12 protein-coding genes are annotated in these 16,325 nt (G+C 70.8%); 1 reads left to right on the top strand and 11 read right to left on the bottom strand.

Annotation, left to right across the window (positions count from 1 at the left end):
• Positions 1 to 322: 322 nt before the first annotated feature.
• The 11 genes from B7L92_RS14785 to B7L92_RS14735 form a co-directional block, all read right to left on the bottom strand.
• Positions 323 to 2,287, bottom strand: a complete 1,965-nt coding sequence (locus B7L92_RS14785; RefSeq protein WP_081237956.1) for a TIGR03960 family B12-binding radical SAM protein — start codon at positions 2,285 to 2,287, stop codon at positions 323 to 325.
• A gap of 96 nt (positions 2,288 to 2,383) precedes the next feature.
• Complete coding sequence (locus B7L92_RS14780) at positions 2,384 to 3,976, bottom strand: CYTH and CHAD domain-containing protein (RefSeq protein ID WP_081237954.1); 1,593 nt, start codon at positions 3,974 to 3,976, stop codon at positions 2,384 to 2,386.
• Positions 3,977 to 4,042: 66 nt separating this feature from the next.
• A complete protein-coding gene (gene rodA, locus B7L92_RS14775; protein WP_081237952.1) occupies positions 4,043 to 5,245 on the bottom strand; it encodes a rod shape-determining protein RodA in 1,203 nt (400 codons plus the stop codon).
• Complete coding sequence (gene mrdA, locus B7L92_RS14770) at positions 5,242 to 7,620, bottom strand: penicillin-binding protein 2 (protein WP_081237950.1); 2,379 nt, start codon at positions 7,618 to 7,620, stop codon at positions 5,242 to 5,244. Before mrdA ends, rodA begins: the two co-directional genes overlap by 4 nt.
• 115 nt (positions 7,621 to 7,735) lie before the next feature.
• On the bottom strand, positions 7,736 to 8,407 hold the full coding sequence (gene mreD / locus B7L92_RS14765; RefSeq protein ID WP_081237948.1) for a rod shape-determining protein MreD: 672 nt from the start codon (positions 8,405 to 8,407) through the stop codon (positions 7,736 to 7,738).
• A 12-nt stretch (positions 8,408 to 8,419) separates the two neighbouring features.
• On the bottom strand, positions 8,420 to 9,361 hold the full coding sequence (mreC, locus tag B7L92_RS14760; RefSeq protein WP_081237946.1) for a rod shape-determining protein MreC: 942 nt from the start codon (positions 9,359 to 9,361) through the stop codon (positions 8,420 to 8,422).
• A gap of 163 nt (positions 9,362 to 9,524) precedes the next feature.
• Positions 9,525 to 10,544 (bottom strand): rod shape-determining protein, encoded by a 1,020-nt coding sequence (locus B7L92_RS14755; protein ID WP_081237944.1) that lies wholly within the window; start codon positions 10,542 to 10,544, stop codon positions 9,525 to 9,527.
• Positions 10,545 to 10,860: 316 nt separating this feature from the next.
• Positions 10,861 to 11,274, bottom strand: a complete 414-nt coding sequence (gene ndk, locus B7L92_RS14750; protein ID WP_004988136.1) for a nucleoside-diphosphate kinase — start codon at positions 11,272 to 11,274, stop codon at positions 10,861 to 10,863.
• Positions 11,275 to 11,341: 67 nt separating this feature from the next.
• Entirely contained in the window at positions 11,342 to 11,692 is a 351-nt protein-coding gene (locus B7L92_RS14745) for a DUF4233 domain-containing protein (protein ID WP_081237942.1), read from the bottom strand.
• A gap of 5 nt (positions 11,693 to 11,697) precedes the next feature.
• On the bottom strand, positions 11,698 to 13,227 hold the full coding sequence (folC, locus tag B7L92_RS14740; RefSeq protein WP_081237940.1) for a bifunctional tetrahydrofolate synthase/dihydrofolate synthase: 1,530 nt from the start codon (positions 13,225 to 13,227) through the stop codon (positions 11,698 to 11,700).
• Between the two features lie 105 nt (positions 13,228 to 13,332).
• A complete protein-coding gene (locus B7L92_RS14735) occupies positions 13,333 to 15,984 on the bottom strand; it encodes a valine--tRNA ligase (RefSeq protein ID WP_081237938.1) in 2,652 nt (883 codons plus the stop codon).
• A 138-nt stretch (positions 15,985 to 16,122) separates the two neighbouring features.
• On the opposite strand from B7L92_RS14735, the gene B7L92_RS14730 reads away from it, so the two are divergent.
• On the top strand, positions 16,123 to 16,325 hold a 203-nt coding region (locus tag B7L92_RS14730), incomplete at its 3' end, for a hypothetical protein (RefSeq protein WP_255310963.1).

The raw sequence follows: 16,325 nt of genomic DNA, 5'->3' as shown, positions 1-16,325 counted from the left end.
CCGCCCCGCACCGCTCGCCGCCCCCGGCGGCCAGGAGCGGTTCGGGAACCCGGCCCCCTCCTACCGGCGCGACCTGCCCTCCGACCGGCACTCCGGACAGCGCGCCCCGTAGGCCCCGCGCCCGCCGCCGACGGCCCGACGGACCGTCGGCGGCGGGGACACTTCCCAGCGGCCCCCGCCGTCGGCGGGGGCCGCTTTCCCGACGGTCGGGGTGAGCAGTTCCTCGCCGGTCGGGCCGGCCCGGACGGAGATGTCCGTCTGCGGACATCTCCGTCCGGCACCACGCGGGCGCCCCCTCACCCGACCGAGGGCACCGCTCACGTCAGTGCGCGTGACCGCCCGGCGTCGGCGCCGCGTTCTTGACGGTCAGGGGGAGCAGCTTCTTGCCGGTCGGACCGATCTGGATGGAGGTGTCCATCTGCGGGCACACCCCGCAGTCGAAGCACGGCGTCCAGCGGCAGTCCTCGACCTCCGTCTCGTCGAGGGCGTCCTGCCAGTCCTCCCAGAGCCAGTCCTTGTCCAGGCCGGAGTCGAGGTGGTCCCAGGGCAGGACCTCCTCGTAGGTGCGCTCGCGGGTGGTGTACCAGTCGACGTCGACGCCGAAGGGGGCCAGTGCCTTGTCCGCGCAGTTCATCCAGCGGTCGTAGGAGAAGTGCTCGCGCCAGCCGTCGAAGCGGCCGCCGTCCTCGTAGACCGCGCGGATGACCGCGCCGACGCGGCGGTCGCCGCGGGAGAGCAGGCCCTCGACGATGCCGGGCTTGCCGTCGTGGTAGCGGAAGCCGATGGAGCGGCCGTACTTCTTGTCGCCGCGGATCTTGTCCCTCAGCTTGGCGAGGCGCTCGTCCGTCCCCTCGGCGGAGAGCTGCGGGGCCCACTGGAAGGGGGTGTGCGGCTTGGGGACGAAGCCGCCGATGGAGACCGTGCAGCGGATGTCGTTGGAGCCGGAGACCTCGCGGCCCTTGGCGATCACGCGGGTGGCCATGTCGGCGATCTGGAGGACGTCGTCGTCGGTCTCGGTGGGCAGGCCGCACATGAAGTACAGCTTCACCTGGCGCCAGCCGTTGCCGTAGGCCGTGGCGACGGTCCGGATGAGGTCGTCCTCGGAGACCATCTTGTTGATGACCTTGCGGATGCGCTCCGAGCCGCCCTCCGGCGCGAAGGTCAGGCCCGAGCGGCGGCCGTTGCGGGTCAGCTCGTTGGCCAGGTCGATGTTGAAGGCGTCCACGCGGGTGGAGGGGAGGGAAAGGCCGATCTTGTCGTCCTCGTAGCGGTCGGCGAGGCCCTTGGCGATGTCGCCGATCTCCGAGTGGTCGGCGCTCGACAGCGACAGCAGGCCGACTTCCTCGAAGCCCGTGGCCTTCAGGCCCTTGTCGACCATCTCGCCGATGCCGGTGATGGAGCGCTCGCGGACCGGACGGGTGATCATGCCGGCCTGGCAGAAGCGGCAGCCGCGGGTGCAGCCGCGGAAGATCTCCACCGACATGCGCTCGTGGACCGTCTCGGCGAGCGGGACGAGGGGCTGCTTGGGGTAGGGCCACTCGTCGAGGTCCATCACCGTGTGCTTGGAGACGCGCCACGGGACGCCGGACTTGTTCGGTACGACACGGGCGATGCGGCCGTCGGGGAGGTACTCGACGTCGTAGAAGCCGGGGACGTACACCCCGCCGGTCCTCGCCAGGCGGAAGAGGAGTTCCTCGCGGCCGCCGGGGCGGCCCTCCTCCTTCCAGGCGCGGATGATCCGGGTGACCTCGAGGACCGCCTGCTCGCCGTCGCCGATGACCGCGCAGTCGATGAAGTCGGCGATCGGCTCGGGGTTGAACGCCGCGTGGCCGCCGGCCATGACGATCGGGTCGTCGAGGCCGCGGTCCTTGGACTCCAGCGGGATGTCGGCCAGGTCCAGGGCGGTGAGCATGTTGGTGTAGCCGAGCTCGGTGGAGAAGCTCAGGCCGAACACGTCGAAGGCCTTCACCGGACGGTGGCTGTCGACCGTGAACTGCGGGACGCGGTGTTCCCGCATCAGCGCCTCGAGGTCCGGCCAGACGCTGTAGGTGCGCTCGGCGAGGACTCCGTCCTGTTCGTTGAGGACCTCGTAGAGGATCATGACGCCCTGGTTGGGCAGTCCGACCTCGTACGCGTCGGGGTACATGAGCGCCCAGCGGACGTCGCAGCTCTCCCACGGCTTGACCGTGGAGTTGAGCTCTCCGCCGACGTACTGGATCGGCTTCTGCACATGCGGGAGCAGAGCTTCGAGCTGCGGGAACACAGACTCGGCGACTTCGGCAGGCATCTCGCGAACCTTCGTGTGCTGACTGGGGTCCCCCCGGCCCAAGGAGGCTGCGGGGGCGGGTGACCATTCAGCGTAACGCGGCCAGGAGGGTCCCTCCTACGACGTCCAGTGCCGGAGGACCTTGCCGATCGACGTCCAGGTGCCCGGGAGCGCCGCTTCGGCGGCCTGCGCGCGGTGCTCCTCGCGGCCGTACAGGACGCCGTAGGTGAAGGTGTTCTCCCCCGCCGCGTGGGCGACGGCGGCCAGCTCGCGCAGGGCCTTGCGGGCCATGACGCCGTCCTGGTGGTCGCCGAGCAGTTCCTGCAGCGCCTTCATGGACTTGGCCAGGTCGTTCGCGGGGCCGCCGAGTGCCGGGGCGGCGGCCTCGGCCGCGTAGCGGGTGCGCTTGGTCTTCTTGCGGGCCTCGTGCAGGGCGAGGTCGCGGTCGTCGCCGGGCGGGAGGTCGAGGGCGCGGGTGACCAGGCCGGAGAGCTTGTCGAGGTTCTTGCGTACGGCCTTGGCGAGCACCTTGTCCGGCTTGGCGGCGGCCTTCTTGCGCAGCGGCGGGTCGGCCAGCAGGGCATCCAGGGCGTCGAGGAGCCCGAGGTGGCGGCGGGAGTCGAGGACGGCGGTGAGGCGGCCGTGGGCTCCGCTGTGGCGGGCCTCGGACCAGGCGGTCAGCCGGTCGCCGATCGGACCGTGGACGAGGGTGCCGGGCAGGTCGTCCAGGGCGGTTCTCAGGCGCGCGGCGAGGACCTCCTGGTCGCGGTCCAGGCCCAGCTCGCCGGCGAGCCACTTCAGGTCGGCGGCGATCGGGTCGGTGACCTCGCGGTCGAGGACGGTGCGGTAGGAGCGGAAGGTGCTGCGCAGGCGGCGGGTGGCGACCCTCATGCGGTGGACGGAGTCGGGTACGTCCTGGCGTACGGCGGGGTCGAGCTCGACCAGGGCGTCGCGCTGGGCGCGGACGTGGGCGAGGACGTGGTCGCCCGCGGTGACGGGGCTGCCCACCGCCCGGGTCCTGCGCTTCTGCCGGGGTGCGGCGGCCGGCGCGGTGGCCGGGGCGGGTGCCTCCTCGGGCCGGGGGCCCGCCTGCGCGGGGGCCGTCTCCGCCAGGGCCCGGGCCAGCTTCGACGCGGACTTCGAGGGGCGTACGCCCGCTGCGCGGAGCTTCTTCTCCACCGTGTCGAGGAAGGCGGGGTCGCCGTCGGCGGCGAGTTCGACCTCGATCTCGGTCCACCGGGCCGTGCCGCCGTCGCCGGTGAGGCGTTCGGCGTGCACGGTGTCGACGCTGACCTCGGCGAGGAGCCGGCCGGCGGGGTCGAGGAGGTGGCGTACGTCACGGTCGGAGCGCAGTCGGACGACGGGGTGCAGTGCGCGCTCGCGGACGCGGGAGCGGACGAGGCGGGCGAGGCTCTCCGGGAGGTCGTCGGAGAGCGGGGCGCGGATCTCGTCCCGCACGCCGGGGGCGACGGGGAACTTGAGGTGCCAACCGGCGTCGGAGCCGCCGGTGCGGCGGCGCAGGGTGAGGGAGGCGGCGGCCAGGCGGGTGTCGGTGGTGTCGTAGTAGGTGGCGTCGAGGTGGGCGACGCCCTTGTCCCGGACGGACCCGACACCGGGGATGCCGGTCAGGTCGGGCAGTGCGGTGTTCTCGGAGTTCTCGGTGTTCTCGGACTCGTACTTCCGCTCGATCTCGCGCTGGGTGTCCGCCATGACCCGAATCTAGCCGGTTCGGGTGCGGAGCGGCAGAGGGCCGCTCCGCACCGGTGGGGCGGGTGGTTACGCGGACATCGGCCGTTGCACCTTGATCGACTGCAGGAGGCCGACCGCCAGCCACACGGCGAACATCGACGAACCTCCGTAGGAGACGAACGGCAGGGGGAGGCCGGTGACGGGCATGATGCCGAGGGTCATGCCGATGTTCTCGAAGGACTGGAAGGCGAACCAGGCGACGATGCCGGCGGCGACGATGGTGCCGTAGAGGTCGCTGGTGTCGCGGGCGATGCGGCAGGCGCGCCAGAGGATGACGCCGAGCAGGCCGATGATCAGTGCGCCGCCGACGAAGCCGAGTTCCTCACCGGCGACGGTGAAGACGAAGTCGGTCTGCTGCTCGGGGACGAACTGGCCGGTGGTCTGGGAGCCCTGGAAGAGGCCGGAGCCGGTGAGGCCGCCGGAGCCGATGGCGATGCGGGCCTGGTTGGTGTTGTAGCCGACGCCGGCGGGGTCGAGCTCGGGGTTGGCGAAGGCGGCGAAGCGGTTGATCTGGTACTCGTCGAGCACGCCGAGCTGCCAGACGGTGATCGCGCCGATCGCGCCGGCGCCGAGGAGGCCGAAGATCCACCGGTTGGAGGCGCCGGAGGCGAGGAGCACGCCGAGCACGATGATGACCATGACCATGACCGAGCCGAGGTCGGGCATGAGCATCACGATCAGCATGGGGACGACGGCCAGGCCGAGTGCCTGGAGGACCGTGCGGTGGTCGGGGTAGGGCTTGTCGCCCGCGTCGACCCGGGCGGCGAGCAGCATCGCCATGCCCAGGATGATCGTGACCTTCACGAACTCCGAGGGCTGGAGCGAGAAGCCGCCGCCGAGCTTGATCCAGGAGTGGGCGCCGTTGATGGTGGAGCCCAGGGGGGTGAGCACCAGCAGGACCAGGAAGACCGAGGCGCCGTACAGCAGGGGCACGGCCGTGCGCAGGGCGCGGTGGCCGAGCCAGACCGTGCCGATCATCAGGGCCAGTCCGATGCCGGTGTTCAGCCAGTGCCGGACCAGGAAGTAGTACGGGTCGCCCTGGTTGAGCTCGGTGCGGTTGCGGGTGGCCGAGTAGACCAGGAGCGAGCCGAGCAGGGACAGCGCGGTCGCCGACAGCAGTATCGGCCAGTCGAGGCGCCGGGCGAGGGAGTCACGGGCGAAGACCCGGGTCCAGCCGGCCCGCTCGGGTCCGTACCCGGAGACGTGGAAGCTGTTCACTCCGCCGCTCATGACGCCATCCTCCGGGTTCCGGTGGCCCGCCGGTGGCGTCGGTGGCAGCCCGGGCGGCCGTCGCCCCGGCGTGGTCCGTCGCCCCGGCCTCCGTCGCCCGGCCGCCGGCCGCCGCCCCGGCGCCGGTCGCGGCGGCGGGTGTCGCGGTTGCCGGCCTCCGGTGAGGGGACCGTGCCGGCCTGCTGCTGGTCGGCGGGGTCGTCCTGGCCGTCCGGGCCGTCCTGGGGGGTGGTGGCCCGGGCGTCCGGTGAGGCGGTCGGCCGGTCCTCGGCCGGGTCCTTGGGGATCTTCGGGGACTTGATGGTGCCGTCCGTCCCGACCTTCGGGAGGGTCTTCTGGGGCTCGGGCAGCAGCGCCTTCTTCTTGTCGATCGTGCCGTCCTCGGCGACGCCGTACAGCGCGTTGTAGATGTTGCGCACGGCGGGGCCCGAGGCGCCGGAGCCGGTACCACCCTGGGAGATCGTCATGACGATCGAGTAGTCCTCGGTGTAGGTGGCGAACCAGGAGGTGGTCTGCTTGCCGTGGACCTCGGCGGTACCGGTCTTGGCGTGCATGGGGATCTCGTCCTGCGGCCAGCCGCCGAACCGCCAGGCGGCCGTGCCCCGGGTGGCGACACCCTCGAGGGCTTCGTCTATCTCGGCGAGGGTCTTCTTCGTGATCGGCAGCTTGCCGTACGCCTCGGGCTCGATCTCGGTGACCGTCTTGCCGTCGGGGCTGATGACGGCCTTGCCGACGGTGGGGCTGTGGAGCGTTCCGCCGTTGGCGAGGGCCGCGTAGACGGTGGCCATCTGGATGGGGGTGACGAGGGTGTCGCCCTGGCCGATGGAGTAGTTGACGGAGTCACCGGCGCGCAGCCGGTTGCCTTCGAGGCAGTTCTCGTAGGCGATCTTCTCGGCGTAGCTGCCGTCCTTGTCGCCGTACTTGCACCAGGCGTCCTTGTTGGCCTTCCAGTAGTCCAGCTTCCACTGGCGGTCGGGGACGCGGCCGGTGACCTCGTTGGGCAGGTCGATCCCGGTCTCCTTGCCGAGGCCGAACTGGTGGGCCGTCTTGTAGAACCAGTCCTTGGCGTTCTTCTTCGGCTTGTTGCCGCCGTCGCGCTTCCACTCCTCGTGGGAGAGCCGGTAGAAGACGGTGTCGCAGGAGACCTCCAGGGCGCGGCCGAGGCTGATCGCGCCGTGGTCCTGGGACTCGAAGTTCTTGAAGACCTGACCGCCGATGGAGTACGAGCTGGTGCAGGCGTAGGGGCCTTCGAAGGAGTAGCCGGCGTTGATCGCGGCGGCCGTCGGGATGACCTTGAAGATGGAGCCGGGTGCCGACTGGCCCTGGATGGCGCGGTTGAGCAGCGGGTAGTTGGACTTCTTGCCGGTGAGCCGGGCGTAGTCCTTGGAGGAGATGCCGCCGACCCAGGCGTTGGGGTCGTAGGTCGGGTTGGAGGCCATGGCGACGACGCGGCCGGTTTTGGCCTCCATGACGACGACGGCTCCGGAGTCGGCCTCGTAGGTGCGGTTGGTGTTGCGGTCGTGTTCCTTGCGGGCGGCCTTCATGGCCTCGTTCAGCTCGTACTCGGCGATCCGCTGGACGCGGGCGTCGATGCTGGTGACGAGGTTGGCGCCGGGCTGGGTGGGGTCGGCCTCGGCCTGGCCGATGACGCGGCCGAGCTTGTCGACCTCGTAGCGGGTGACGCCGGCCTTGCCCCGCAGCTGCTTGTCGTACTGGCGCTCCAGGCCGGAGCGGCCGACCTGGTCGGAGCGCAGGTAGGGCGAGCTGGTGTCCTGCGCCTCCTGGATCTCCTCGTCGGTGACGGGCGAGAGGTAGCCGAGGACCTGGGCGGTGTTGGCCTTGCCGGGGCTCGGGTAGCGGCGCACGGCCTGCGGCTCGGCGGTGATGCCGGGGAAGTCCTCGGCGCGTTCGCGGATCTGCAGGGCCTGCTTGGGGGTGGTCTCGTCGGTGATGGGGATGGGCTGGTACGGCGAGCCGTTCCAGCAGGGCTGGGGGGTCTTGGCGTCGCAGAGCCGGACCTTCTCCATGACCTCCTTGGGGGTCATGCCGAGGACGCCGGCGAGTTTGGTGAGGACCGCCTCGCCGTCGTCCTTCATCTTCATGAGGTCGGTGCGGGAGGCGGAGACGACCAGGCGGGTCTCGTTGTCGGCGAGGGGGACTCCGCGCGCGTCCAGGATGGAGCCGCGGACCGCGGGCTGGACGACCTGCTGGACGTGGTTGCCGGAGGCCTCCTTGGCGTACTGGTCGCCCTCGCGGATCTGGAGGTACCACAGGCGTCCGCCGAGGGTGCCGAGGAGGGAGAGGACGAGGACCTGGATGACGACGAGCCGGATCTGGACCCGTGGACTGCGGCCGGTCTCGGGGATGTTGGTCACGCGGCTCGCTCCCCCTCTCCGTGCGTGTACGTGTGTGCGGGTACGAGTGTTGAACGGCCGTCCCGTGCGGCGGGGTTCCGCCGTCGCTCGCCCGTTCGGGTGAAGTCCGGCGAGGTCACAGGCGCTTGACCCCCTTGATGCGTCCGGCGCGGGCCACGCGCGCCCGGGCCGCCTTCATCCTCAGGCCGCCCCGCTGTCCGCCGATGCGCAGCCCGGTGCCGCCGGAGATCCAGCCGGAGGAGACGTCGCCGGTCTTGGCGGTGGAACTCGTCTCGGCCAGCGGATCGTTCTCGGCGCGCCGGGCCAGGGCCATGACGCCGGGGACGACGAACGGGGCGAGCAGCAGGTCGTACAGCGCGGCGGTGAACAGCAGTCCGCCGAGGCCGACGTGGCGGGCGGCGGTGTCGCCGACGAGGGCGCCGACACCGGCGTAGAGCAGGGTGGAGCCGAGCGCTGCGGCGACGACCACGACCATGGGGCCGGTGGCCGATTTGACCTGGCCGCTCTCGGGCTTGACGAGCCCGGCGAGGTAGCCGATGACGCACAGCACGAGGGCGTAGCGGCCGGCGGCGTGGTCGGCGGGCGGGGCGAGGTCGACGAGGAGCCCGGCCGCGAAGCCGACGAGGGCGCCGCCGACGTGGCCGTAGACCAGGGCGAGGCCGAGGACGGTGAGCAGCAGCAGGTCGGGGACGGCGCCCGGGAGGTGGAGGCGGGCGAGGACGCTCACCTGGATCACCAGGGCGACGACGATCAGCGAGCTGGAGAGCAGGATCCGGTTGACGCGCATGGGTGACAGCTCCTACTGCTCTTGCTGGTACTGACCGTCGGCCGGGGCGGAGGGCGTGACGGTCACCGTCACGGTCGGCGTGGGGGTCGGCTCGGACTTCTTGGGCAGCACCGTGTCGCGCGGGTCCTTCTTGGGGGCCTGGACGACGACACCGACGACGTCGAGCTTGCTGAAGCCGACGAACGGGGTGACGTAGAGGGTGCGGGTGAGGTCGCCGCCGGAGGGGTCGACGCGGGAGACGACGCCGACGGGGACGCCGGGCACGAACGGCTTGTCGGCCTGCGAGCCGAAGGTGACCAGCCGGTCTCCCTTCTTGACCTCGGCCTTGCCGTTGAGGAGTTCGACGCGCAGCGGGCGGTCGCCCTGGCCGGAGGCGAAGCCGAGCTCGTCGGTGGCCTCCATACGGGTGCCGACGGTGAAGTCGGGGTCGCTGGCGAGCAGCACGGTGGCCGTGTTCGGGCCCACGGTGGTGACGCGGCCGACGAGTCCGTCGCCGTTGAGGACGGTCATGTCGCGCTCGATGCCGTCGTCGGCGCCGACGTCGATGGTGATGGTCCAGGAGAAGCCCTGGGCGGCTCCTATGGCGATGACCTGGGCGCCCTTGATGCCGTACTGGCCCTGTCCGGCGATCTTCAGCATCTTGTCGAGCTGCTTCAGCCGGCTGCGGTCGCGGTCGTCGCTGCCGAGTTCGGCCTTGAGCGCGGTGTTCTCCCGCTCGAGTTCGGCGAGCCGGTCGTGGCGGTCGCCGGAGTCGCGGACCGCGGAGACCGCGTTGCCGACCGGGCCGACCACGCCCGACACCCCGTTCTCGATGGGGCCGAAGACCGTCGCCGCGGCCTGCCGGGCACCGTCGACCGGTGAATCCTCCCCACCGCGGATGTCCACCGTGATCAGTGCGAACGCGATGGCGATCAGCAGCACCAGGAGCAGCCGGCTCTCTCGTGTGTCCCTCACGTGCGGCGGCCGTGCCTTCCTCGTCGAGAACGGGTATGGGGGTGTCTGTCTGTTCAGGTGTACTGGTGCGGATGTGTGGAGGCGTCAGGAGAACGATGCCTCCATATCAATGATCCGCCGTACGGAAAAAGGTTGTCCCGTACGGCGGAATCAAAGAACCGGTTCATCTGCGGGGCTGGGCGTCCAGCACCTGCTGGAGCGCCTCGAACTCCTCGACGCACTTGCCGGAGCCGAGCGCCACGCTGTCCAGCGGGTCCTCGGCGATGTGGATCGGCATGCCCGTCTCCCGGCGCAGCCGCTCGTCCAGGCCGCGCAGCAGCGCTCCGCCGCCGGTCAGGACGATGCCCCGGTCCATGATGTCGCCGGACAGCTCCGGCGGGCACTTGTCGAGGGTCGTCTTGACGGCGTCGACGATGGCGTTGACGGGTTCCTCGATCGCCTTGCGCACTTCCGCGGCGGAGATGACCACCGTCTTGGGCAGCCCGGAGACGAGGTCCCGGCCGCGGATTTCGGTGTGCTCGTCGGTGTCCAGGTCGTACGCCGAACCGATCGTGAGCTTGATCTGTTCGGCCGTCCGCTCACCCAGCAGGAGGGAGTACTCCTTCTTGACGTGCTGGATGATCGCGTTGTCCAGTTCGTCACCCGCCACGCGGATGGACTGGGCGGTGACGATACCGCCGAGGGAGATGACCGCGACCTCCGTGGTGCCGCCGCCGATGTCCACCACCATGTTGCCCGTGGCCTCGTGGACCGGCAGGCCGGAGCCGATGGCCGCGGCCATCGGCTCCTCGATGATGTGCACCTGGCGGGCGCCGGCCTGGGACGACGCCTCGATGACGGCACGGCGCTCGACGCCGGTGATGCCCGACGGCACACAGACGACGACTCGCGGCCGAGCCAGATACCGCCGCTTGTGGATCTTCAGGATGAAGTAGCGGAGCATCCGCTCGGTGATCTCGAAGTCGGCGATGACGCCGTCCTTCAGCGGGCGCACGGCGACGATGTTGCCGGGGGTGCGCCCGATCATCTTCTTCGCTTCGGCGCCGACCGCGAGGATCCCACCGGTGTTGGTGTTGATCGCGACCACGGACGGCTCGTTGAGTACGATCCCACGACCCCTGACGTACACCAGCGTGTTGGCGGTCCCGAGGTCGACAGCCATGTCACGGCCGATGAACGACATTGAGTTCCCCATCAGGATTCGTCTGGCCTCCCCACGAGCTTTGAGGGCTTTTCAGGTCGGCGAGGTGGGTGCTGTGACGTGAAGGCTTCCATCGTAGACGCGCCTTCGCGAACACTGCGCGAGGGTCTTCGCCATTGTCATCCGGTGGCGTGCCCCCCTGCTTGTGGAGACGGGCCATCGGGGGCATCCGTTCCCCCGAACGCCGTGCATATGCCGGAAAAGGGCCCGGGGGCAAAGCCCCCAGACCCCCCGACAGGCGGCCAAACGCAGCCCGGAGCCACCGGGACGGCCGCGACGCGATCGTTATGCGCCGCCGTTACGCCCGGCTCGGGAAGAAGATCTTCACCTCGCGCTCGGCGGACTCCTCGGAGTCGGAGGCGTGGATCAGGTTCTCCCGGACGATCACGCCGAAGTCCCCGCGGATCGAGCCCGGGGCCGCGGCGATCGGGTCGGTGGGACCGGCCAGTTGGCGCACTCCCTCGATGACCCGCTCACCCTCGACGATCATCGACACGACCGGCCCGGAGGCCATGAACTCCACCAGCGGCTCGTAGAACGGCTTGCCCTTGTGCTCGCCGTAGTGCTGCTCCAGCGTGTCCTGGTCCAGGGTGCGCAGCTCCAGCGCGGTGATCCGCCAGCCGGCCTTGCGCTCGATACGGCTGATGATCTCGCCGGTCAGGCCGCGACGGACCGCGTCCGGCTTGAGGAGGACGAGGGTGCGCTGGGTCACGACGGAACTCCTTGTGCGTCCAAAGATGCGGAATGGGATGAGGTTACCGGGCGTGTCGGGCCGTTCGTCACGCAGCGTCAGGCCCGTCGGCCCGAGCGGCGAAACGGGCCTTCGCCTCGTCCACCTTCCGCCCGAAATGCACCGATGCCCACCACAGCACCGCGAACACCGCGCCCAGGAAGAACATCGCCGGGACGAAGAAGCCGGAGGCGACGAGGGCGATCTGCAGCACCCAGCCGAGGGTCACGCCGCCGGGCCGGGTGATCATCCCGCACAGGGCCACGCACAGGAACATGGCGATGCCGCACACGGTCCACACGGTGCCCGTGGACAGGTCCGGGTCCTTCATCGCGACCAGTCCGGCGAAGCCGACGATGAAGAACTCGCCGATCAAGGTCGAAGCGCAGAGGGTACGCACGTTTCTCAGCCCCTCCCGAGGAGCAGTCGGGCCTCGCCGACGGTGATGACGGAACCGGTGACGAGCACACCGCCGCCGGCGAACTCGCCCTCCTCCTCGGCCAGCGTGATCGCGGCCTCCAGGGCGTCGGGCAGCCGGGGCTCGACCTGGACGCGGTCCTCGCCGAACACCTCGACGGCGAGGCCCGCCAGTTCGTCGGCGTCCATCGCGCGGTGGCTGGAGTTCTGCGTGACGACGACCTCGGCGAAGACCGGCTCGAACGCCTCGAGCAGTCCGCGCACGTTCTTGTCGCCGCTCGCGCCGACGACGCCGACGAGCCGGCTGAACTGGAACGCCTCCCCGATCGCCTCGGCCGCCGCCCGCGCGCCCGCCGGGTTGTGGGCGGCGTCCAGCACGACGGTCGGCGACCGGCGGACGACCTCGAGCCGGCCCGGTGAGGCGACGGCGGCGAAGGCCCTGCGCACGGTGTCGTGGTCGAGCGGTTCGGCGCGCTGGGCGCCGACGCCGAAGAACGCCTCCACGGCGGCGAGCGCCACGGCCGCGTTGTGCGCCTGGTGCGCGCCGTGCAGCGGCAGGTACACCTCGGTGTACTCGCCGCCGAGTCCGCGCAGGGTGACCAGCTGCCCGCCGACGGCGACCTGCCGGGCGACGACGCCGAACTCCAGCCCCTCCCGGGCCACGGTCGCGTCCGCCTCGACGGCCTTCTTCAGCAGCACCTGCGCCGCGTCCACCGGCTGCTGGGCCATGATCACCGTGGCGTTCCGCTTGATGACGCCGGCCTTCTCCCCCGCGATCTCGGCGGGGGTGGTGCCGAGCCGGTCGGTGTGGTCGAGGGCGATGGGCGTCACCACGGCGACGCTCCCGTCGATCACGTTGGTGGCGTCCCAGCTGCCGCCCATGCCCACCTCGACGACCGCCACGTCCACGGGCGCGTCGGCGAAGGCGGCGTACGCCATGCCGGTGAGCACCTCGAAGAAGGACAGCCGGTACTCCTGCCGCGCGTCGACCATCTCGACGTACGGCTGGACGTCCCGGTAGGTCTCGACGAACCGCTCGGCGGAGATCGGCGCGCCGTCCAGGCTGATCCGCTCGGTGATCGACTGGACGTGCGGCGAGGTGTACCGCCCGGTGCGCAGCTCGAAGGCGCCGAGCAGGGCCTCGATCATGCGGGCCGTGGAGGTCTTGCCGTTGGTGCCGGTGATGTGGATCGAGGGGTACGAGCGCTGCGGCTCGCCCAGCACGTCCATCAGCGCGGAGATCCGGTCGACCGACGGCTCCAGCTTGGTCTCGCCCCAGCGGGTCGCCAGCTCCCCCTCGACCTCCCTGAGGGCCTTGTCGACCTCGGGGTCCTCCGGCCGCGCGGGCACCTCGGCCTGCGGCGGTCCGCCCTGGGTGCGCAGGGTGCGGCTGCCGGCCTCGATCACCGCGAGGTCGGGGTCGCGGTCCGTCTCGGCCGCGATGATCTCCTCGAAGGAGTCGACGGGGTCACCGGGGTCGGACTGGTCGTGGTTGCCGTTCGGGGGGAGCTCGCTCACGGGGCCAGTCTACGGAGGCCCGGCAAGCGTCACGGCCGCGCACCCCGCGGCCACGGCGCGCGGCCCCGGAACCCGTCGGTTCCGGGGCCGCGCGCCGGCCGTCGCCTACGCCTGCGGCAGCCGCTCCAGCTGCGCCTGGATGCGGGTGATGTCCTCGTCCGCCTTGGCGAGCCGGGCGCGGATCTTCTCCACCACGTGGTCCGGTGCCTTCGCCAGGAACGCCTCGTTGCCGAGCTTGGCCGTGGCCTGGGACTTCTCCTTCTCCGCGGCGGCGAGGTCCTTGGCCAGCCGCTTGCGCTCGGCGGCCACGTCGATCACGCCGGACAGGTCCAGCGCGACCTCGACCCCGGCGACCGGCAGGGTCGCCGTCGCGGTGAAGGCCTCGCCCTCCGGCTGCAGGCGCAGCAGCTGGCGGATGGCCGCCTCGTGCCGCGCCAGCGCCGTGCCGTCCAGGCTCAGCCGGGCCGGGACCCGCTGGCCGGGCTGGAGGCCCTGGTCGGCGCGGAACCGGCGGACCTCGGTGACGACCGACTGGAGCGTGGCGATCTCCCGCTCGGCGTCGGCGTCCCGGAAGCCGCCCGGCGCGTCGGCGCCGGGGACGGACACGGCCGTGGGCCAGTCGGCGATGACGACCGACTCGCCACCGGTGAGCGTCGTCCACAGCGTCTCGGTGACGAACGGGACGATCGGGTGGAGGAGCCGGAGCGTGACGTCGAGGACCTCGCCCAGGACCCGCTGGGAGACCTCGGCCGGCTCGCCGCCCGCCTGGAACGTCGTCTTGGACAGCTCGACGTACCAGTCGAAGACCTCGTCCCAGGCGAAGTGGAACAGCGCGTCCGACAGCTTGGCGAACTGGAAGTCGTCGTAGTACGCGTCGACCTCGGCCACGACCGAGTTCAGCCGGGACAGGATCCAGCGGTCGGTCGGCGACATCCGCGAGGCGTCCGGCAGCGGGCCCTCGACCGTGGCGCCGTTCATCAGCGCGAAGCGCGTGGCGTTCCAGATCTTGTTGGCGAAGTTGCGCGAGCCCTGGACCCAGTCCTCGCCGATCGGCACGTCGACACCGGGGTTGGCGCCGCGCGCGAGCGTGAAGCGCAGGGCGTCGCTGCCGTACTTGTCCATCCAGTCCAGCGGGTTGACCGCGTTGCCGAAGGACTTCGACATCTTCTTGCCGAACTGGTCGCGGACCATGCCGTGCAGGGCGATGGTGTGGAACGGCGGGGTGCCGTCCATCGCGTACAGGCCGAACATCATCATCCGGGCGACCCAGAAGAAGAGGATGTCGTAGCCGGTGACCAGGACGGAGTTCGGGTAGAACTTCGCGAGCGAGTCCGTCTGTTCCGGCCAGCCGAGGGTGGAGAACGGCCACAGGCCGGAGGAGAACCAGGTGTCGAGGACGTCGGTGTCCTGGTGCCAGCCCTCGCCGCCCGGCGGCTCCTCGTCCGGGCCGACGCAGACGACCTCGCCGTCCGGCCCGTACCAGACCGGGATGCGGTGGCCCCACCACAGCTGCCGCGAGATGCACCAGTCGTGGAGGTTGTCGACCCAGTCGAAGTACCGCTTCTCCATCTCCTGCGGATGGATCGTGACCCTGCCGTCGCGGACCGCGTCGCCCGCCGCCTTCGCCAGCGGGCCGACCTTGACCCACCACTGCATGGACAGCCGCGGCTCGATGGTGGTCTTGCAGCGCGAGCAGTGGCCGACGGAGTGGGTGTAGGGCCGCTTCTCGGCGACGATCCGGCCCTCGGCGCGCAGCGCGGCGACGATGGCGGACCGGGCCTCGAGGCGGTCCAGGCCCTGGAAGGGTCCGTGCGCGGTGATGACGGCGTGCTCGTCCATCACGGTGAGGGACGGCAGGCCGTGGCGCTGACCGATTTCGAAGTCGTTCGGGTCGTGCGCCGGAGTCACCTTGACGGCGCCGGTGCCGAACTCCGGGTCGACGTGCTCGTCGGCGACGACCGGGATGGAGCGGTCGGTCAGCGGCAGCTTGACGAGCCTGCCGATCAGGTGCTTGTACCGCTCGTCGTCGGGGTGGACGGCGACGGCCGTGTCGCCGAGCATCGTCTCGGCGCGGGTGGTGGCGACGACGATGGTGTCGTCCCCGTCGCCGTACTTCATGGAGACGAGCTCGCCGTCGTCGTCCTGGTACTCGACCTCGATGTCGGAGATGGCGGTCAGGCACCGGGGGCACCAGTTGATGATGCGCTCGGCGCGGTAGATCAGCTCGTCGTCGTAGAGCCGCTTGAAGATGGTCTGGACGGCCTTCGACAGGCCCTCGTCCATGGTGAAGCGCTCACGCGACCAGGCGACGCCGTCGCCGAGGCGGCGCATCTGGCCGGAGATCTGCCCGCCGGACTCGCCCTTCCACTGCCAGACCCGCTCGACGAAGGCCTCACGGCCGAGGTCGTGCCGGGACTTGCCCTCCTTGGCGAGTTCCCGCTCGACGACGTTCTGCGTGGCGATGCCGGCGTGGTCCATGCCCGGCTGCCACAGCGTCTCGTGGCCCTGCATGCGCTTGCGGCGGGTCAGGGCGTCGATGAGGGTGTGCTCGAAGGCGTGCCCCAGGTGCAGGCTGCCCGTGACGTTCGGCGGCGGGATGACGATGGTGTACGGCGGCTTGTCGCTCTTGGCGTCCGCCTCGAAGTACCCGCGGTCTACCCAGCGCTCGTACAGCGGCCCCTCTACGTCGGCCGGCACGTACTGGGTCGGCAGTTCGGTCGTGGGGGCTGGTCGCGGCTGCTGAGTGTTCTCGGTCACGGGGGCCAGTTTAGAGGTGTCACGACCCAGTCCCGAAACGCGATTCCTTTGTAACGGTGCACCCCCCCGGTGGCCTGAACGAGCCGCTCCTGAGTCAGGATGTCAGCGACACACAGGTATCTGGAGGGGAACCCAGAGATGAGCTACAACCAGCCGGGCCCGTACGGCGGGCAGCCCCAGCAGCCCGGACCGTACGGCCAGCCGGGTCCTTACGGCCAGCAGCCGCAGGCTCCGCAGCCCGGCTACGGCTACCCCCAGCAGGCTCCTCCGCCCGGCCAGCCCGGCTACGGCCACCCGCAGCAGCCCGGCCCGGGCGTCCCGCCCCAGCAGCCCCCGTACGG

It is taken from the genome of Streptomyces viridosporus, assembly GCF_002078235.1.
In the GTDB taxonomy this organism is placed as follows: Bacteria; Actinomycetota; Actinomycetes; order Streptomycetales; family Streptomycetaceae; genus Streptomyces; species Streptomyces viridosporus.
The sequence above is the reverse complement of the archived record's forward strand: the minus strand, read 5'-3'. Positions and strand labels throughout refer to the sequence as shown.